The organism is Streptomyces sp. SDr-06, assembly GCF_003324565.1.
Lineage (GTDB): Bacteria > Actinomycetota > Actinomycetes > Streptomycetales > Streptomycetaceae > Streptomyces.
Map to the genome: position 1 here is coordinate 39948 of NZ_QOLA01000029.1, position 17907 is coordinate 57854.

16 protein-coding genes are annotated in these 17907 nt (G+C 72.6%); 6 read left to right on the forward strand and 10 right to left on the reverse strand.

What is annotated here, in order from left to right; genetic code table 11:
* Positions 1-12 precede the first annotated feature (12 nt).
* The 7 genes from DT019_RS34970 to DT019_RS34995 form a co-directional block, all read right to left on the reverse strand.
* Positions 13-714: a phosphoadenylyl-sulfate reductase gene (locus DT019_RS34970; RefSeq protein WP_114041026.1), complete on the reverse strand. Its 702-nt coding sequence runs from the start codon at positions 712-714 to the stop codon at positions 13-15.
* Positions 711-890: a hypothetical protein gene (locus DT019_RS34975; protein WP_114041027.1), complete on the reverse strand. Its 180-nt coding sequence runs from the start codon at positions 888-890 to the stop codon at positions 711-713. The genes DT019_RS34970 and DT019_RS34975 overlap by 4 nt, the downstream gene beginning before the upstream one ends.
* The gene (locus DT019_RS34980) at positions 887-2584 is read right to left on the reverse strand and encodes a nitrite/sulfite reductase (RefSeq protein ID WP_114041028.1); all 1698 of its coding nucleotides are present in this window, start codon (positions 2582-2584) and stop codon (positions 887-889) included. The genes DT019_RS34975 and DT019_RS34980 overlap by 4 nt, the downstream gene beginning before the upstream one ends.
* Before the next feature lie 114 nt (positions 2585-2698).
* A complete protein-coding gene (locus DT019_RS40980; RefSeq protein WP_310591794.1) occupies positions 2699-2782 on the reverse strand; it encodes a putative leader peptide in 84 nt (27 codons plus the stop codon).
* 175 nt (positions 2783-2957) lie between these two features.
* A complete protein-coding gene (locus tag DT019_RS34985) occupies positions 2958-3521 on the reverse strand; it encodes a GNAT family N-acetyltransferase (protein ID WP_114041029.1) in 564 nt (187 codons plus the stop codon).
* A gap of 42 nt (positions 3522-3563) precedes the next feature.
* The gene (locus tag DT019_RS34990) at positions 3564-4856 is read right to left on the reverse strand and encodes a helix-turn-helix domain-containing protein (RefSeq protein ID WP_388983633.1); all 1293 of its coding nucleotides are present in this window, start codon (positions 4854-4856) and stop codon (positions 3564-3566) included.
* A gap of 297 nt (positions 4857-5153) precedes the next feature.
* Complete coding sequence (locus DT019_RS34995) at positions 5154-6788, reverse strand: acyl-CoA dehydrogenase family protein (RefSeq protein ID WP_114041031.1); 1635 nt, start codon at positions 6786-6788, stop codon at positions 5154-5156.
* A gap of 17 nt (positions 6789-6805) precedes the next feature.
* On the opposite strand from DT019_RS34995, the gene DT019_RS35000 reads away from it, so the two are divergent.
* Together DT019_RS35000 and DT019_RS35005 are read left to right on the forward strand one after the other, a co-directional pair.
* A complete protein-coding gene (locus DT019_RS35000; protein ID WP_114041032.1) occupies positions 6806-7987 on the forward strand; it encodes a YihY/virulence factor BrkB family protein in 1182 nt (393 codons plus the stop codon).
* A 38-nt stretch (positions 7988-8025) separates the two neighbouring features.
* Positions 8026-8748, forward strand: coding sequence for a helix-turn-helix transcriptional regulator (locus DT019_RS35005; RefSeq protein ID WP_114041033.1), 723 nt, complete (start codon positions 8026-8028; stop codon positions 8746-8748).
* Here DT019_RS35005 and DT019_RS35010 read toward each other — a convergent pair.
* A complete protein-coding gene (locus DT019_RS35010) occupies positions 8688-9080 on the reverse strand; it encodes a VOC family protein (protein WP_114041065.1) in 393 nt (130 codons plus the stop codon). The genes DT019_RS35005 and DT019_RS35010 overlap by 61 nt on opposite strands.
* An 85-nt stretch (positions 9081-9165) precedes the next feature.
* Between DT019_RS35010 and DT019_RS35015 the strand changes: the two genes are divergently transcribed.
* A complete protein-coding gene (locus DT019_RS35015; protein WP_114041034.1) occupies positions 9166-9570 on the forward strand; it encodes an ArsR/SmtB family transcription factor in 405 nt (134 codons plus the stop codon).
* A gap of 141 nt (positions 9571-9711) precedes the next feature.
* On the opposite strand, the gene DT019_RS35020 is transcribed toward DT019_RS35015, so the two are convergent.
* Positions 9712-11115 (reverse strand): nitrate/sulfonate/bicarbonate ABC transporter ATP-binding protein, encoded by a 1404-nt coding sequence (locus DT019_RS35020; protein ID WP_114041035.1) that lies wholly within the window; start codon positions 11113-11115, stop codon positions 9712-9714.
* 28 nt (positions 11116-11143) lie between these two features.
* The gene (locus DT019_RS35025; RefSeq protein WP_114041036.1) at positions 11144-12892 is read right to left on the reverse strand and encodes an ABC transporter permease; all 1749 of its coding nucleotides are present in this window, start codon (positions 12890-12892) and stop codon (positions 11144-11146) included.
* 758 nt (positions 12893-13650) lie between these two features.
* On the opposite strand from DT019_RS35025, the gene rsgA reads away from it, so the two are divergent.
* The 3 genes from rsgA to DT019_RS35040 all read left to right on the forward strand — a co-directional run bounded on the left by rsgA (position 13651) and on the right by DT019_RS35040 (position 17713).
* On the forward strand, positions 13651-14757 hold the full coding sequence (rsgA, locus tag DT019_RS35030) for a ribosome small subunit-dependent GTPase A (RefSeq protein WP_114041037.1): 1107 nt from the start codon (positions 13651-13653) through the stop codon (positions 14755-14757).
* Between the two features lie 442 nt (positions 14758-15199).
* Positions 15200-16570 (forward strand): bifunctional transcriptional activator/DNA repair enzyme AdaA, encoded by a 1371-nt coding sequence (locus DT019_RS35035; RefSeq protein WP_114041038.1) that lies wholly within the window; start codon positions 15200-15202, stop codon positions 16568-16570.
* Positions 16571-16612: 42 nt separating this feature from the next.
* The gene (locus tag DT019_RS35040; RefSeq protein WP_114041039.1) at positions 16613-17713 is read left to right on the forward strand and encodes a calcium:proton antiporter; all 1101 of its coding nucleotides are present in this window, start codon (positions 16613-16615) and stop codon (positions 17711-17713) included.
* Positions 17714-17907: the final 194 nt, after the last annotated feature.

A 17907-nucleotide genomic window follows, 5' to 3' on the forward strand; every position in this document is an offset into this window, starting at 1 on the left:
TCTGACTGGCCGTCATCCGTGCAGCCCGCACTCGGTCTTGTTGCGTCCGGCCCAGCGTCCGGCCCGCGCGTCCCCGCCCTCGGCGACCCGGCGGGTGCAGGGCGCGCAGCCGATCGACGGGTAGCCGTCCATGAGGAGGAGGTTGGTGATCACACCGTGCTCGGCGACGTAGGCGTCCACGTCGTCCTGCGTCCAGCGGGCGATCGGCGACACCTTGATCTTCTGCCGCTTCTCGTCCCAGCCGACCACCGGGGTTTTCGCCCGGGTCGGGGACTCGTCGCGGCGCAGCCCGGTGGCCCAGGCGGCGTACGAACCGAGGCCGTCCTCAAGGGGCTTGACCTTGCGCAGCGCGCAGCACAGGTCGGGGTCGCGGTCGTGGAGCCGGGGGCCGTACTCGGCGTCCTGCTCGGCGACGCTCTGCCGCGGGGTCAGGGTGATGACGTTGACGTCCATCACCTCGGCGACCGCGTCCCGGGTGCCGATCGTCTCGGGGAAGTGGTATCCGGTGTCGAGGAACACCACGTCCACGCCGGGCAGAACGCGCGAGGCGAGGTGCGCGACGACCGCGTCCTCCATGGAGGAGGTGACGCAGAACCGCTTGCCGAAGGTGTCGGCGGCCCACTGGAGGATCTCCAGGGGGGAGGCCTCTTCGAGGTCCCGGCCCGCCCGCTCGGCGAGGGCCTTGAGGTCTCCGCCAGCCTGAGTGGCCGTCATGTCGCTTCCCCTCCACTGTCGTTGCGCTGAACTCCGCGGGCGAGCAGCCCGAGGAATTTCAGCTGGAAGGCCCGGTTGCACGCCGCGCATTCCCAGGCGCCGTGGCCGCTCTCGTTGGGGCGCAGGTCCTCGTCCCCGCAGTAGGGGCAGTAGAAGGGCGCCGCACGCTCGCTCACGACAGGGCCTCCTCGCTCGCGCGGGCGGCCCAGGCGGCGAACCGCTCGCCCTCGGCGCGCTCCGCCTGGAAGCGCGTGAGGACCCGCTCGACGTAGTCGGGCAGCTCGGCGGAGGTGACCTTCAGGCCGCGGACCTTGCGGCCGAACCCGGCCTCCAGGCCGAGCGCGCCGCCCAGGTGCACCTGGAAGCCCTCGACCTGGTTGCCGTCGGCGTCCAGGACCAGCTGGCCCTTGAGGCCGATGTCGGCGACCTGGATGCGGGCGCAGGAGTTGGGGCAGCCGTTGATGTTGATGGTGAGGGGCTCGTCGAACTCCGGGATGCGGCGCTCCAGTTCGTCGATGAGCGAGGCACCGCGCGCCTTGGTCTCGACGATGGCGAGCTTGCAGAACTCGATGCCGGTGCAGGCCATGGTGCCGCGGCGGAACGGCGAGGCGTTGACCTTGAGGCCGAGCGACTCCAGTCCGGTCACGAGCGAGTCGACCCGGTCCTCGGCGACGTCGAGCACGATCAGCTTCTGCTCGGCGGTGGTGCGCAGGCGGCCCGAGCCGTGTGTCTCGGCGAGCTCGGCGATCTTGCTCAGGGTGGCGCCGTCCACGCGGCCGACCCGGGGCGCGAAGCCGATGTAGTACCGGCCGTCGTTCTGGCGGTGCACGCCGAGGTGGTCGCGCCAGACGTCCTTCGGCTGCTCGGGCGCGGGCCCGTCGAGGAGCTTGCGGCCCAGGTACTCGTCCTCCAGGACCTGGCGGAACTTCTCCGGGCCCCAGTCGGCGACGAGGAACTTCAGGCGGGCACGGGTGCGCAGCCGCCGGTATCCGTAGTCGCGGAAGATCGAGATGACGCCCTCGAAGGCGTCCGGCACCTCGTCGAGCGGCACCCAGGCGCCGAGCCGCACGCCGAGCTTGGGGTTGGTGGACAGGCCGCCGCCGACCCACAGGTCGAAGCCGGGTCCGTGCTCGGGGTGTTCGACGCCCACGAACGCGATGTCGTTGATCTCGTGCGCGACGTCCAGCTGCGGGGAGCCCGAGACGGCCGTCTTGAACTTGCGGGGCAGGTTGGAGAAGGCCGGGTTGCCGATGAAGCGGCGGTGGATCTCCTCGATGGCCGGGGTGCCGTCGATGATCTCGTCCGCCGCGATGCCGGCGACGGGCGAGCCGAGGATGACGCGCGGGGTGTCGCCGCAGGCCTCGGTGGTGGACAGGCCGACCGCTTCGAGGCGGTTCCAGATCTCGGGGACGTCCTCGATGCGGATCCAGTGGTACTGGATGTTCTGCCGGTCGGTGAGGTCGGCGGTGCCGCGCGCGAACTCCTGCGAGATCTCGCCGATCACCCGGAGCTGCTCGGTGGTCAGCCGGCCGCCGTCGATGCGGACGCGGAGCATGAAGTACTCGTCGTCCAGCTCCTCCGGCTCCAGGACCGCGGTCTTGCCGCCGTCGATGCCCTGCCGGCGCTGGGTGTAGAGCCCCCACCAGCGCATCCGGCCGCGCAGGTCGCTGGGGTCGATGGAGTCGAAGCCGCGCTTGGAGTAAATCGTCTCAATACGTGTCCGCACATTGAGACCGTCGTCGTCCTTCTTGACCTGCTCGTTCCCGTTGAGCGGCGTGAAATGGCCCACGGCCCACTGGCCTTCACCGCGGTGGCGGCCCGGCTTGCGGCGGGGCGTCGCGGCGGCAGGGTTTTCTGGGGTGGAGGCCATGGCTTATGTCCTTCGGGACTGCAGGAGGGCGGCTCTGACCTGCACACTCGCGCTTCGGCGCGGCGGTGCGCAGGCAGGACAGAGGGAAAGAGTTTCGCGGCGGTGCTGGAGGTGTCAGCGTGCCGGACAGATGGCGCTGGACATGCGGCCGAGGTCGACGTGCCGCCGACTCACCAAGGCAATTCCAGTTCCAGACATGACGGAAGCGTGTCACGGGACTTTCGGCCCAGTCCACCACTATCCAGAATGTGGACAAAGCTGTCCTGCATCATGAGACGGTGTGGTCCGGGTCACCGGTGGAGGTCAGGGCTCCGTTTCGGTGGAGCCCCTCACGGGCCCGTCACGGCCGCCCTCCGGCGGCCCGGCCGACCGCTCAGAACGCCCCCGGCCAGGGACCCGGCGCGGCGGTCTCCTCGGCCTGCTCCTCCTTGGTCTCGAAGAGCTTGAACCCGCGCCGCAGATAGTTGTCCATGGCGTGCTCCCCGTCCAGCGAGCAGGTGTGCAGCCACACCCGCTCGGTGGCCGGCAGCCCGGGCCAGCGCTCGGCCAGGTCCCAGGCCCGCCGGATCCCGTACGTCAGCAGGTGGCCGCCGATGCGCCGGCCGCGGAAGGCGGGGATCAGGCCGAAGTAGACGACCTCCACCGAGCCGCCGGGCTGGGCCTCCAGCTCGACGTAGCCCGCGGGCGTGCCTCGTTCGTACGCCACCCAGGTCTCCGTGCCCGGCTTGTCCAGCGCCCGCTCCCACTCGGCGTACGTCATGCCCAGCCGGTCGATCCACTTGATGTCACCGCCGACCGCCGTATAGAGGAAGCGGCTGAACTCCGGCGAAGGGACCTCGGCGCGCACGATCCGGATGTCGCCGGACGGCTCGGCGGCCGGCCGCAGATCGTCGGCGGAGGTCTGTTCGAGGGACCAGGTGGTCACGGTGATACTCATGGCGCCAGGCAATCACGCGTCCCGCACGGCTTCCAACGCAGGTCAGGGGTGGCGGCCCCGGGCCAGTCTGACCGCCGGGGCCGCGGAGTGGGGGAGCAGGTCCTGCGGCCGGTCGGGCTCGACCACCTCCACCCGCACGTCCTCGCTGAAGCGGTACGGGCGGTGCGCGAGCACCTCCGCGAGATGGCGGCGCAGGCGCGACATCTCGGCCCGCACGGTCACCGTGCGCGTCGCGTCCTCGAAGATGTCCCGCGCCAGCTCGGCCGCGCTGCGCCCTTCCCGGTTCAGGGCCAGGACGAACAGCAGCTCCGCGTGGCGGGGGCTGAGCTCCTGCGTCCAGCTCCCCGCGTCGCCCGTGACCGTCACCGAGCAGCGCCGGGGGCGGCTGAGGTCGAGCACCACCCGCCGGGCCGTCGGCGCACCCGGGCCGCCCGACTCCTCGGCCACCTGCACGAGCCGGCCGCCCGGCAGCGGCTCGATCGTGCACATGCCGAGCGAGGGCAGCCACACCCGGCCCCTGCGGGGCGACTTCGGCAGCGCGAGCCGCTCCGTCGGCGGCATGCCGGTGACCGCCGCCACCCAGCCGTTGTCGTCGACGGCCAGGGCGCGCCCGCCCACCCGGCACAGCACCGGCGCGGCCACCGTGCGCAGCCGCTCCAGGGCCGCGAAGTGCCGGTTGCGCAGCTCGGCCGCGGCGAGCCGGGTCACCGAGGTCACGAAGGACAGCGTGGCGGGGTGCATGGTGCTGAGCGGGCCGCTGATGTCCACCACCCCCAGCAGCCGGCCGTCGCGCGGGTCGACGATGGGCGCGCCCGCGCACGTCCAGGTGTGGTGGGCGGCGACGAAGTGCTCGGCCGAGAACACCTGCACCGGTCGGCCGGTCACCAGCGGGGTGCCCACCCCGTTGGTGCCGACGACCGCCTCGCTCCAGTCGGCCCCCACCTCGAAGCCGAGGGTGTCCGCCAGCTTCAGGACGGACGGGTGGCCCTCGCGCCACAGCAGCCGCCCGTCGGCGTCGGAGACGACCATGATGTGCTGGGCCGCGTCCGCGACCGACACCAGCGCCTCGCGCAGCACCGGCAGCACCTCCGTCAACGGCGAGTTGCGCCTGCGCCGTTCGACCTCGTCCAGCGGGAGCAGGCCGCCGTGGTGGTTCCCGTCCGGGTCGAGGCCGCTGCTGAGCATCCGGCGCCAGGACTCCTCGATGTCCGTACGCGGCACGACCTTGGTGCGTCGGCCCTCCAGGGCGGCCGCGCGCATGCTCTTCAGGAGCCGGGTGGCCGCCTCGGAGTCCATCGCGGCCAGCCGGGCCACGTCGAGCGTGTTGGTCCCCACGGAATCCTCCTGCTGTCGACACCGGCGTCCGGCACGTGCTGAGCCCGCGTGTCCTGAATTCATCCTGCCCGTCCGGGAGTTGGCGTGCGGCGATATGCCCCACATGGTTGCAACCCTTTGCAACTCTCGCGAACGGCCGCGCGTGTGTACGAAAGTGAAAGAGCACCGGAAGTCCGGTCGTCATGCTCCGTCGTCGGACGCATGAGAGCGCGGGGGTGGTGCCGTGTCGGCGCAGCACCACCCCCGACGGACCTCCCGGCGCGGGCAGCGGTTTTCAGCCGCGGCGCGGGCCGCCGCTCACACCTCGGCGCGGGCCCGCTCCACCACGGACGCCAGATCCAGCGTGTGCGGCAGCGTCCCGAACGCCGCCCCCCAGTCGCCGCCGAGCCGCGAGGCACAGAACGCGTCCGCGACCTCGGGCGGCGCCCAGCGCACCAGCAGCGAACCCTGGAGCACCAGCGCCATCCGCTCCACCAGCCGCCGCGCCCGTGCCTCGATGCCGTCCAGGTCGGCGAGTTCGGTCAGCAGGTCCTTGATCGCGCCGTCCAGGCGGTGATCCGCCCCGCGCGCCTTGCCGACCTCCTGGAGGAAGGCGTTGATGGCCTGCGGCTCGCGCTGCAGGGCCCGCAGGACATCGAGGGCCTGGACGTTGCCGGACCCCTCCCAGATCGAGTTCAGCGGCGCCTCGCGCAGCAGCCGCGGCATCCCGGACTCCTCCACGTACCCATTGCCGCCGAGGCATTCCAGCGCCTCGCCCGCCACCGGCGTACACCGCTTGGTGACCCAGTACTTGGCGGCCGGCACCGCGAGCCGCAGGAACGCCCGCTCCTCCTCGGTGTCGGCGTCGTAGGCGGCCGCGAGCCGCAGCGCCAGCGTGGTCGCCGCCTCCGACTCCAGCGCCAGATCGGCGAGCACGTTGCGCATCAGCGGCTTGTCGATGAGCAACCCGCCGAACGCACTTCGGTACGAGGCGTGGTGGACCGCCTGCGCCACGGCCTGCCGCATGATCGCCGCCGAGCCGATGACGCAGTCGAGCCGAGTGGCCGCCACCATCTCGATGATGGTGCGCACCCCGCGCCCCTCCTCACCGACCCGGCGCGCCCACGTCCCGTCGAACTCGACCTCGCTCGACGCGTTCGACTTGTTGCCCAGCTTGTCCTTGAGCCGCTGGATCGCGAACGCGTTGCGGGTGCCGTCGGCGAGGACCCGCGGCACCAGGAAGCAGGTCAGGCCGCCGGGAGCCTGGGCGAGCACCAGGAACCCGTCGCTCATCGGCGCCGAGCAGAACCACTTGTGCCCGGTCAGGACGTACTCGCCGTCGGCGGAGAGCGGCGCCGCGGACGTCGTGTTCGCCCGGACGTCGCTGCCGCCCTGCTTCTCCGTCATGCCCATCCCGAAGAGCACCCCGCCCTTCTCGGCGGCGGGCCGCAGCCCCTCCTCGTACACGTGCGAGGTGAGCCGCGGCTCCCACTCGGCGGCCAGCTCCGGGTCGGTGCGCAGCGCGGGCACCGCCGCGTGCGTCATGGAGACCGGGCAGCCGTGCCCGCCCTCCGCCTGCGTCCACACCAGGAATCCGGCGGCCCGCCGCACATGCCCGGCGGGCCGCCCCCAGGCGTCGGTGAGCCCGGCGGAGACGGCCTTGCCGAGCAGCCGGTGCCAACTCGGGTGGAACTCGACCTCGTCGACGCGGTTGCCGTACCGGTCGTGGGTGCGCAGCTTCGGCGGATTCTCGTTGGCCAGCACACCCCACTCCTGCGCCTGGGCCGATCCCGCCGACCGTCCGAGGACCGCGAGCTCCTCGCGCACCTCGTCGGCGAGCTCCGGCGCGATGTGCCGCCCGACCGCCTCCGTGAGGGCCCGGTCGGCGGTGAAGACGTCGTACCCCACCAGGGGCGGAGCCTGGTTGGTCACTGTGTGGGTGGTGGGTGCCATGCCGATACGGTAAGGACGTGCAGCCAGCAAATGAAACACCCGAGCGGACATCCGGCCGCCTTCATCGGGCCCGCGTCATCTACCGCAACGTATCGAAGCGGAAATTGGGCTGGCTGCTCCTCAAGGACACCGTCAACTCCTGTGTCGAGTACCGCATCCTGGGCCTGGCCGCCGAGGCCGCGTTCTTCACGCTGCTCTCGCTGCCCCCGCTGCTGCTCAGTGTCATCGCGCTGCTCGGCTACGTGGACGGCTGGACCAACACCCACACCGTGGCGAGCATCGAGCAGAACATCCTGCACGCGGCCGGAACCGTGCTGTCCGACCGCGGTGTGCACGAGTTCGCGCAGCCGCTCCTGGACGACGTCACCAAGGGCAAGCGACCGGAAATCGTCTCGATCGGCTTCGCCATCGCCCTGTGGTCGGGTTCGCGCGCCGTCAACGTCTTCATCGACACCATCACCGTCATGTACGGGCTCGACGGGACGCGGGGCATCGTCAAGACCCGGCTGCTGTCGCTGCTCCTGTACGTCGTCGCGCTGCTGATCGGTGCGGTCGTGCTGCCGCTCGCGGTGGTCGGCCCGGACCGGGTGGTCGAGCTGATCCCGTGGGGCACGGACGTGATCAGCTTCCTGTACTGGCCGACGATGATCCTGCTGTCCATCGCCTTCCTCACCACCCTCTTCCACGTCTCGGTGCCGGTCCGCTCCCCGTGGATCGAGGACGTGCCGGGCGCGCTGGTCGCCCTCGCGATGTGGGTGCTCGGCTCGTTCCTGCTGCGGATCTACCTGACCAGCACGGTGGAGGGCCCGACCATCTACGGTTCCCTCGCGGCGCCCATCGCGGTGCTGCTGTGGATCGGCATCTCGGCGTTCGCGGTGCTGGTGGGGGCGGCCGTGAACGCCGCCATCGACCGGGTCTGGCCGTCGGTCGCCACGGCCGCCGCCCGCGAGGCGAGCGACCGGGTGCGCACCGCGCAGGCCGCCCAGCTCGTGGCCCGCGCCCACCCCGTCCAGCCGATGCTCTTCGACGAGAGCGAGGACGGCGACGAGGCGCTCGACCCCGGGATGCCGTCCGAGTTCCCCGAGCGCTGGTCGAAGTTCCTGCCCCCGGCCGATGTGAAGTCCCGGCTGCACCATGCGAAGAGGCCCGAGGAGAAGGCGCCGCGCGAGCACGAGAGGCTCCCGCGCGACCCCGACTGACCGGCGTCCCGTCCGCGGCCGGAGCTACCCTCGACAGCATGTACCGAGAGCGGCCGTCGAGGGTGTCCGGCGCCGTGGTCTGGACGCGGACCGTGGCCGGGGGCGACGAGCGGCCGGTCCTTCCGGACGGCTGCATGGACCTGCTCTGGTGCGAGGGGCGCCTCCTGGTGGCGGGGCCCGACACCCGGGCGTACGTGCCCGATGCCGCCCCCGGCACGCGGTACGCCGGGATCCGGTTCGCGCCCGGCGCCGGGCCCGCCCTCTTCGGGGTTCCGGCCCACGAACTGCGCGACAGCCGGGTGGCGCTCGACGCGCTGTGGGCCGGCCCGGAGGTGCGCGCGCTGGCCGAGCGGATCACCGAGGCCCCCGACCCGGCCACCGCCCTCGAAGCCGCGGCCCTGGCGAGGGCGCCCGTCCCCGACCCGCTGACGCGGGCGGTGGCCCAGCGCCTCGCCGCCGGGTGGAGCGTCACCGCGACCGCCGCCGAGGCCGGGCTCGGCGCCCGCCAGCTGCACCGCCGCTGCCTCGACGCCTTCGGCTACGGACCCAAGACGCTGGCCCGCATCCTGCGCCTCCAGCGCGCCCTGGACCTCGTACGGAGGGGCGTGCCGTTCGCCGAGGCCGCGCTCACCGCCGGCTGCGCCGATCAGGCGCACCTGGCGCGGGAGATGCGCGCGCTGGCCGGGATGACGCTGACCGACTACGCGAGCGCGGCGAACAGCGAGACCTCGACGCCGTCCGGGTCGTGGACGACCGCGTAACGCTGTCCCCAGAACGCGTCCCACGGCTTGAGGTGGCCGTCGTACCCGGCCGCCGTCAGCGCGTCGTAGGTCGCGTCGACCTCGGCGGGCGAGTCGCACGCGAAGGCGAGTCCGGTACGGGCACTGCCCTCGGGGCGCGTCCAGTCCGGGTCGAAGGAGCGGATGGTGTCCTCGGTGTCCCACAGCACCCGGGTGCCGCCGGGAAGCGTGCACTCCACATGGGGCTGGGTGTCCGCGTCGGCCGGAACGTCCAGGCCGAGGCGGCGGTAGAAGGCGAGGGATGCGGCCATGTCGGCCACTACCAGGCCGATGGAGTCGAGTCGTGGAGTCATGGCCTCACGGTAGGCAGCGCGGCGCGCGGGGGTCTTGTACGAAACGGACACGCCCGCCGGGCCCCCGCTCCGTTACGCTATTTGCATGGGAGCGCAAATGGAGAGTTGGGACGCGGAGCGGGCCGACCGGGCGGTCGCCGTACTGAAGGCGGTGGCGGACCCGTCGCGGTACCGCCTGCTGTGGGCGCTCAGCGGGGCCGAGCTGCCGGTGAGCGCGCTCGCGGAAACCATCGGCGCGCATGTCGCCGCCACGTCGCAGCACTTGGCCAAGCTGCGTGCGGCCGGGCTCGTCACGTCGCGCCGGGACGGCACGCGGATCTTCTACCGGGCGGCCGGGCCGGGCGTGCGCTCACTCCTGGAGGAGGCGTCCGTGGTGGCCCTCGCCGTGTCGACCGAGGGAGCCGCGCCGACGCCCGCCCTGGCGGAGGGTGCTGTGCCGGTGCGGGCCGCCCGCAGGGCCAGGGCCCCGCGCCCGGTCACCGACCAGTGAGCCGTTTCCACTCCGGCACGGCGGCGCTCTGAAGGGCGCGGGGAACCATGCGACCAGCCCCGGACGGCCCGCGGACGAACACCAATACCCCCGCGGGAGCGGACGGGGCGCGTGGAGGCGGGAGGCGTCGGGGGCGCGGGGTCACGCGGCGCTCTCGTCCAGCCGGTACTCCTCCCGCTCCGCGTCGTAGCCGTACAGCTCCGCGTACCGGCCCCAGTCCGTGGCCGTCTCCAGCTGCTGGGCCACCTGTTCGCTCGTGTAGTGGTGGGCCAGCACGTCGCGGAAGAAGCCCGCGCGCAAGGTGGCCTCGGGGCTCTGGCGCAGGCTTGTAGTGATCAGGCGGACCAGCGGGGCCTCCAGTGCGGCCTCCGCGAAGATCTGCTTGGAGGTCTGTACGTCGGCGCCCGCGAACGTCGTGCCCCGGTCGGTCAGCATCAGGTCGTCGTCGCTGACGACGGCGAAGCCGAGCAGTTCGAGCGCGTCCACCAGCGGAAGCACGTCGTCGATCTCCAGGCCGAGGTCGTCGGCGAGGTCCGCCAGGTCGCAGCGCCCGCCGCGGTGGGCGACCATCTCGGCCAGGCCGGACAGGCCGTCCACGCTCGCACCGGGCAGCGGGGTGTTCGCGGGGGTGCGCCGGTCCACCTCGATGCCCTCGACGCGGCCCGACGACGGCTCGCCCGCCCGCACGGCCTGCTGGGCCGTCTCCTTCGGACGGCCGGTCATCGTGCGGTAGACCCGGTCGATGAGTTCGTCGAAGGCGGGCGCGTCGCGGTCGCGGGGCCTTTCGAGCCCCACCTCGAAGGTCTCGCGGATCGTGCCGTACGGCCGCGAGCCCAGCACCACGATCCGGTCGGCCATCAGGACCGCCTCCTCGATGTTGTGGGTCACCAGGACGATCGCCCGGGTCGGGAACTGGCCCGACTCCCACAGCTCCATCAGCTCGCCGCGCAGGTTCTCCGCGGTCAGTACGTCGAGCGCGGAGAACGGCTCGTCCATCATCAGGACGTCCGGCTCGACCACCAGGGCGCGGGCGAAGCCGACGCGCTGGCGCATGCCGCCCGACAGCTCCTTGGGGTAGGCCGACTCGAAGCCGTCGAGGCCGATCAGGTCGATGGCCTGGCGGGCCGCGTCCGCCCGCGCGTCCGCCGGTACGCCCCGGGCCTCCAGACCCAGCTCGACGTTCTGCAGCACGGTCAGCCAGGGCAGCAGCGCGAAGGTCTGGAACACCATGGCGGTGCCCGGGTTGGCGCCCTTCAGCGGGGCGCCGCGGTAGGACACCGTGCCGGAGCTCGGCGGCACGAGCCCGGCCAGGCAGCGCAGCAGCGTCGACTTGCCCGACCCCGACTTGCCGAGCAGCGCCACGACCTCACCGGCCCGCACCTGGAGGTCGATGCCGCCGAGGACGGGCAGCTCGCCGTCGGCGCCGGCGTACGCCTTGGTCAGGCCGACCGTTTCGAGCAGGATCTCGCCGTCGGCCGGGCGGGGAGCGGCCGGGGTGACCGCGTGCCGTGCGTTGCGCAGGGCGCGAAGGGTGTTCAGCACCATGAGGGGGCTCCAGGGAAAGTCAGGGGTGTCAGAGGGCGTAGCGGGTGTCGGCGAGCCGGTACAGGCGGCGCCACAGCAGGCGGTTGAGGCCCACGACGTACAGGCTCATCACCGCCACGCCCGCGAGCAGGTGCGGGAAGTCGCCGGAGGCGGTGGCCCTGGCGATGTAGGCGCCGAGGCCGGTGGCCGTCAGGGTGGTGCCGCCGAAGGTGACGACCTCCGCGACGATCGAGGCGTTCCAGGCGCCGCCCGACGCGGTGATGCCGCCGGTGACGTACGAGGGGAAGATGCCGGGCAGGATCAGCCGCTTCCAGCGCTGCCAACCGTGGACGCCCAGGTCGTCCATGGCCTCGCGCAGATCGCTGGGGATCGACATGGCGCCCGCGATGGTGTTGAAGAGGATGTACCACTGGGCGCCGAGCGCCATCAGCAGGATGCCGCCGATGTTGATGGACAGGCCCGTCCTCAGGAAGAACCAGACGGCCAGCGGGAAGAGGAAGTTGGCGGGGAAGCTCGCGAGGACCTGCACGACGGGCTGGGCGATGCGGGTCAGCCGCGGCGAGAAGCCGATCTTCACGCCGATCGGCACCCAGATCACGGTGGCCGCGGCCACCAGGACCACCACCCGGGCCAGCGTCGCGAGGCCGAGCAGGAGGGGCTCGCCGAAGACGCCCAGCCCGGTCTTGTCGTGGAGGTAGCGGCCGAGGTCGAACAGGCCCCACAGGATGAGCGCGCCCGCGACGACGGTGAAGGTGATGTCCCCGGTGCGCCGGCGCGCTTTGTCGACGGTAAGCGGCCGGTCGTCGGTGCCGAAGACGCGGCCCGCTCGGCCGAGCGCGCGCCCTACCGGCCGCAGCGCCTTGCCGAGCAGCTGCGGCCAGGTGGAGCGGCGCAGGAAGTCGAGGACCACGGAGCGCTGGATCTCGCTGGCCTCGGACTGCTCGTTCTTGAACTTCTCGGCCCAGGCGGTCAGCGGCCGCCAGAAGAGGAAGTTCACGCCGATGACCATGAGCGCCATGGTGAGAATGGCCCAGCCGACCCTGCCGAGGTCACCGTCGGCGATGGCCGCGCCCGCGTACGAGCCGACGCCGGGCAGCGCGTAGTCCCGGTTGTTGACGCTGATGGCCTCGGAGGCCACGAGGAAGAACCAGCCTCCGCCGAAGCTCATCATGCCGTTCCAGATGAGGCTGATCATCCCCGACGGCAGCTCGACCCGCCAGAACCGCATCCACCGGGTGAACCTGAACGACCGTGACAGCTCGTCGAGTTCGCGGGGGAGCGAGGTCAGGGAGTGGTAGAAGCCGAACGTCATGTTCCAGGCCTGCGAGGTGAAGATCGCGAAGATCGACGCGCACTCCAGGCCCAGCATGGAGCCGGGGAACAGGGCGATGAACCCGCTGACGGCGACCGTGAGGAAGCCGAGCACCGGCACCGACTGGAGGATGTCGAGCGCCGGGATCAGGATGCGTTCCAGACGCCGGCTCTTGGCCGCGGCGAGCGCGTACACGAAGGTGAACACGATCGAGGCGGCGAGCGCGATGAACATCCGCAGCAGCGAGCGCGCGGCGTCGTAGGGCAGCCGCCACGGATCGGTGTCGACCTTGAGCGACTGATCGGTGGAGAACCGGACCGTGGTTCCGTGGCCCACCTGGAGCACGACGTAGAAGAGCACGAGCACGGCCGCGGCGACCACCGCGTCGACCCAGCTCAGCCGGGCCAGGCGGCCGGCGAGGCGGGAGGTGGCCCGGGTAGGGGGACCGCTCGTCCGGAACGACATCACAAGAGACCTCCGACCACACTGTGGGCACAGGAGTCCCGGAGGCGCGACCGCGCACCCCGGCGCGGCGGAGCCCGACGTGGTGAGAAAGGAAAGGGGAGGGCGGCGGGCCCGGAGAACCCGGCCGCACCGCACCGCCGCACCGGCCCCATGGTGACGGGCGGGAGGCGTGGGGAAAGGATCAGCGACGCCCGGCGGGGCGGCGCGGACTGGGAGGATCGGCGTCCATGGCTGCCCCCTTCGGTGATGCGGTTTCCTGTGACGTGTGCAGTGTGCCGTTTCTTGCGCTGATACGCAAATAAAGTCCTGGGTGGGCGGTGCGGGGAGGTCGGCCGGGGCCGACCGGTACCCGCCGGTCGGGGCGTACGACTGGTCCGCGGCCGGTCCGTGCGCCCGGCCGCAGTCGGGGCGACGGAATCCGGCCCCGAAGTCCCTTGATGGGGCGAAGAGTTGACGGAACCGGGCAGGGAGTGGCGGCCCGCCGCATGCCCGCACACACTCACGCTCACAGGCACGGCGATTAAATAGCTGGCGCCTTGGCCGGGGTGTCTCTAGAGTCGGGGACTGTTCGAGCGGCGACGCAGGGTCGCCGCGGTCGGCGTATGTCGGTTGGGGAGGTGTGAACGATGGCTGTCGTTGCGAAGGGCGCTGCCCGCATCCCGAAGTTCATCCCTCACACCCCCGTGGTCTCCGGCTGACCGACTACTGCCTCCACGCCTGAGCGCGTGGCGCCGGGACCGCCCTTCGAAGGGTCCCCCTTGTCTTTCTCTGCTTTCAACACCTCCACTTCGTCGCGCCCGCTCGCCGCATACGGCTGGGACGACGCCTGGGCGGCCGAGTTCGCCCCGTACGCCGCGCAGGGCCTGGTGCCCGGCCGGGTCGTGCGGGTCGACCGCGGCCAGTGCGACGTGGTGACAGCGGACGGCACCCTGCGCGCCGACACCGCCTTCGTCACCCCGCACGACCCGATGCGGGTCATCTGCACCGGCGACTGGGCCGCCGTCGAGCCGGGCGGCGACCCCCGGTTCGTCCGCGCCTACCTGCCGCGCCGCACCGCGTTCGTGCGCAGCACCTCCTCCAACCGGTCCGAGGCGCAGATCCTCGCGGCCAACGTCGACCACGCGATCATCGCGGTGTCGCTCGCCGTCGAGCTCGACCTCGGCCGTATCGAACGCTTCCTGGCGCTGGCCTGGGAGTCGGGCGCGCAGCCGCTGGTCGTCCTCACCAAGTCCGACCTGGTCCCCGACCCGGTCGGACTCTCCTACCTCGTCCGGGACGTGGAGACCAGCGCGCCCGGAGTGCAGGTCCTGCCGGTCAGCGCGGCCACCGGCGAGGGCGTCGAGATCCTCGCCGCGGTCGTCGCGGGCGGTACGAGCGTGCTGCTCGGGCAGTCCGGCGCGGGCAAGTCCACGCTCGCGAACGCCTTGCTCGGCGCGGAGGTGATGGCGGTCCAGGCGGCCCGCGAGGTCGACGGCAAGGGCCGCCACACCACGACCACCCGCAACCTGCTGGTACTGCCGGGTGGGGGCGTCCTCATCGACACGCCGGGACTGCGGGGCGTCGGCCTCTACGACGCCGAGACGGGCGTCGGGCAGGTCTTCTCCGAGATCGAGGAACTGGCCGCCGACTGCCGCTTCTACGACTGCGCGCACCAGGCTGAGCCGGGATGCGCGGTGCTCGCCGCGATCGAGGACGGGTCGCTCGCGCGGCGGCGCCTGGAGAGCTACCGCAAGCTCCTGCGCGAGAACCAGCGGATCGTCGCGAAGACGGACGCGCGGCTGCGGGCGGAGATCCGGCGGGACTGGAAGGCGAAGGGGGCGGAGGGGCGGGCGAACGCGTCGGCCAAGCGGGGGCGCCTGCGCTGACCCTGCGGGGCGCGGGGGCTGCCCCCGCGCCCCCTCGCGGCGCCGCCCCGCCCCACCCCCTCGCGCAGTTCCCCGCGCCCCTTTCAACCCGGCTTTCGTCCGCGGGCCGCGGGTGGCTGATCGCGCAGTTCCCCGCGCCCCTCGAACCCCCTTCGATCTGCGGATCGTGCTCGCTTCTCGCGCAGTTCACCATCCCGCCCCTGGCGGAATGGTGCTGGCCCGCACGGGGCATTTCAGCCCGTCATGGGGGTCCCCCCTGGCCCTTGAGGCCTTGGGGGAGTTTGAGGACGAGCGCCGTTCAGGCGCGAACGGGGTCTGGGGCGCAGCCCCAGGTGCCAGGCGACGGAGCCCGGGTCTGGGGCGGAGCCCGAGGGGGTGGGGGGAGCGCCGCGTCCGAAATCCGCCAGCCACCCCCGGAGGGACCCCGCACACTGGAAGCGTGATGGACGACGACACGCGGTACGAGGCGGTCACCAGCCGCGACGCCCGGTTCGACGGCGAGTTCTTCTTCGCCGTGAAAACGACCGGCATCTACTGCCGGCCGAGCTGCCCCGCCGTCACCCCCCGCCGCCAGAACGTCCGGTTCTTCCCCAGCGCGGCCGCCGCCCAGGGCCACGGCTTCCGGGCCTGCCGCCGCTGCCGCCCGGACGCGGTACCCGGCTCCGCCGAGTGGAACGCGCGGGCCGACGTCGTGGGCCGGGCCATGCGGATGATCGGGGACGGCGTGGTCGACCGCGAGGGCGTGCCCGGCCTCGCGGGAAGGCTCGGCTACAGCACCCGGCAGGTGCAGCGCCAGCTCACCGCCGAGGTGGGCGCGGGCCCGGTCGCCCTGGCCCGCGCGCAGCGCGCCCATACGGCTCGGGTACTGCTCCAGACCACCTCGCTGCCGGTCACCGAGATCGCTTTCGCCTCCGGGTTCGCCAGCGTGCGGCAGTTCAACGACACCATCCGGCAGATCTACGCCCGCACCCCCAGCGGCCTGCGCGAGGAGGCCGGGACCCGGGCGACGAAGGCCGGGGTCGCGGCGAGCGCCGGAGTGCCGCTCCGGCTCGCCCACCGGGGCCCGTACGCGACGAAGGAGACCTTCGACCTGCTGGCGGCCGAGGCCGTGGCCCGCGTGGAGGAGGTCGTCGGAGCGCCGGGCGCCCGCACGTACCGGCGCACCCTGCGCCTGCCCCACGGCACCGCGGTCGTGGCCGTCGACGAGGCGGCGCCCGCGCACACCGCGGCCCGCCAGGGATGGCTGGACGCCCGGATCCACCTCACCGACCTGCGCGACCTCACCACCGCCGTGCAGCGCCTGCGCCGCCTGTTCGACCTGGACGCCGACCCGTACGCCGTGGACGAGCGGCTCGGCGCCGATCCTCGGCTGGCCCCGCTCGTCGCGCGGACCCCGGGGCTCCGCTCGCCGGGCGCGGCCGATCCCGACGAGTGCGCGGTGCGGGCGCTGGCCGGACGGGACCGCGCGGCCGCTCTCGTGGAGACGTACGGCAAACGGCTCGACCTGCCCTGCGGCACGCTCACCCATCTGTTCCCCGAACCCGACGCGCTCGCCGCCCACCCCGATCCGCACCTCGCCGCCCTGGCGGCCGCGCTCGCCGACGGCGCCCTGCGTCTGGACGCCGGCGCCGACCGCGAGGAGGCCGCGCGGGTCCTGCGCACGCTCCCGGGCATGGCCGAGACGACCGTCCGGACGATCCTGACGCGGGCGCTCGGTGACCCGGACGTGGGCCCGGCCGGAGCGGACGCCTGGCGGCCCTGGCGCTCCTACGCCCTGCGCCACCTGGAGGTCGAGCCCGCCGCGGAGCAGTAGTCCGACGGGCGGGCCCGGGGCACTTCTGAGAACGTCGAAGGCATGATCCGTCTCGCACGCCTGCCCCTGGACCGCTGGTCGGCCGTGCTGCCGCCGCTCGCCCTCGCGCTGCTCGCGCTGACGTGGGGCCGTTCGCTGCCCGCCGCGCTGGTCGCCCTGGTGGCCTGCTTCCTGGCCGGCGCGGTGCTCGCCGCGGTGCACCACGCCGAGGTCGTCGCGCACCGGGTGGGCGAGCCGTTCGGGTCGCTGGTCCTCGCGGTCGCGGTGACCGTCATCGAAGTGGCGCTGATCGTCACCCTGATGTCGGACGGCGGCGACAAGAGCGCCTCACTCGCGCGGGACACCGTCTTCGCCGCCGTGATGATCACCTGCAACGGGATCGTCGGGGTGTGCCTGCTCGTGGGCGCCCTGCGCCGCAGGCTCGCCGTGTTCAACGCCGAGGGCACCGTCACGGCGTTCGCGACGGTCACCACCCTCGCGGGTCTCAGCCTCGCGCTGCCGACGTTCACCACCAGCAAGCCGGGCCCCGAGTTCTCGCCCGCGCAGCTCGTCTTCGCCGCCATCGCCTCGGTGTTCCTGTACGGGCTCTTCGTCGCCACCCAGACCGTGCGCCACCGCGACTACTTCCTGCCGGTGACCCAGCAGGGCGACGTCATGCGGGACGACAGCCACGCCAACCCGCCCTCCGCGCGCACCGCCTGGACCAGCGTCGCCCTGCTCGCAGTGGCGCTCGTCGCGGTGGTGGGCCTGGCCAAGGGGGTCTCGCCCACCATCGAGAGCGGGGTGGCCGCCGCGGGCCTGCCCGCCTCGGTCGTCGGCGTCGTGATCGCGCTGCTCGTGCTGCTGCCCGAGACCATCGCCGCGGTGCGCGCGGCCCGCCGCGACCGCGTACAGACCAGCCTCAACCTGGCCCTCGGCTCGGCCATGGCCAGCATCGGCCTGACCGTTCCCGCCGTCGCGCTCGCCACCATCTGGCTGCCCGGGCCGCTGGTGCTCGGGCTCGGTGCGAGCCACATGGTGCTGCTCGCCCTGACTGTGGCGGTCGGCATCCTCACGGTGGTGCCCGGCCGCGCCACCCTGATGCAGGGCGGTGTGCACCTCTCGCTGTTCGCCGCGTACGTCGAGCTCGCGGTCAACCCCTGACTCCTTCCGACTCCTTCCGTGTCTCCTGCCTCGCCCGGCGTACGTTCCCGGCCGACTAAGCGCAGCATTCGAGTCAGCGCCGTTACAGCCTTGTTGACGGCACGACCTCCCGGTCGGACGATCGAAAGGTAGTTGCTCCATACATCCGATTCGGCCGGCGGAACGTCCCCCCACCGTCCGGAGAGGCCGAGCAG

What these genes read in the sequence shown, in the direction of transcription:
- DT019_RS34970 (WP_114041026.1), bottom strand. Translation starts at nt 714, where the DNA reads ATGACGGCCACTCAGGCTGGCGGAGACCTCAAGGCCCTCGCCGAGCGG.
- DT019_RS34980 (WP_114041028.1), bottom strand. Translation starts at nt 2,584, where the DNA reads ATGGCCTCCACCCCAGAAAACCCTGCCGCCGCGACGCCCCGCCGCAAG.
- DT019_RS40980 (WP_310591794.1), bottom strand. Translation starts at nt 2,782, where the DNA reads ATGTCTGGAACTGGAATTGCCTTGGTGAGTCGGCGGCACGTCGACCTC.
- DT019_RS34985 (WP_114041029.1), bottom strand. Translation starts at nt 3,521, where the DNA reads ATGAGTATCACCGTGACCACCTGGTCCCTCGAACAGACCTCCGCCGAC.
- DT019_RS34995 (WP_114041031.1), bottom strand. Translation starts at nt 6,788, where the DNA reads ATGGCACCCACCACCCACACAGTGACCAACCAGGCTCCGCCCCTGGTG.
- DT019_RS35005 (WP_114041033.1), top strand. Translation starts at nt 8,026, where the DNA reads ATGTACCGAGAGCGGCCGTCGAGGGTGTCCGGCGCCGTGGTCTGGACG.
- DT019_RS35010 (WP_114041065.1), bottom strand. Translation starts at nt 9,080, where the DNA reads ATGACTCCACGACTCGACTCCATCGGCCTGGTAGTGGCCGACATGGCC.
- DT019_RS35015 (WP_114041034.1), top strand. Translation starts at nt 9,166, where the DNA reads ATGGGAGCGCAAATGGAGAGTTGGGACGCGGAGCGGGCCGACCGGGCG.
- DT019_RS35020 (WP_114041035.1), bottom strand. Translation starts at nt 11,115, where the DNA reads ATGGTGCTGAACACCCTTCGCGCCCTGCGCAACGCACGGCACGCGGTC.
- DT019_RS35025 (WP_114041036.1), bottom strand. Translation starts at nt 12,892, where the DNA reads ATGTCGTTCCGGACGAGCGGTCCCCCTACCCGGGCCACCTCCCGCCTC.
- DT019_RS35035 (WP_114041038.1), top strand. Translation starts at nt 15,200, where the DNA reads ATGGACGACGACACGCGGTACGAGGCGGTCACCAGCCGCGACGCCCGG.
- DT019_RS35040 (WP_114041039.1), top strand. Translation starts at nt 16,613, where the DNA reads ATGATCCGTCTCGCACGCCTGCCCCTGGACCGCTGGTCGGCCGTGCTG.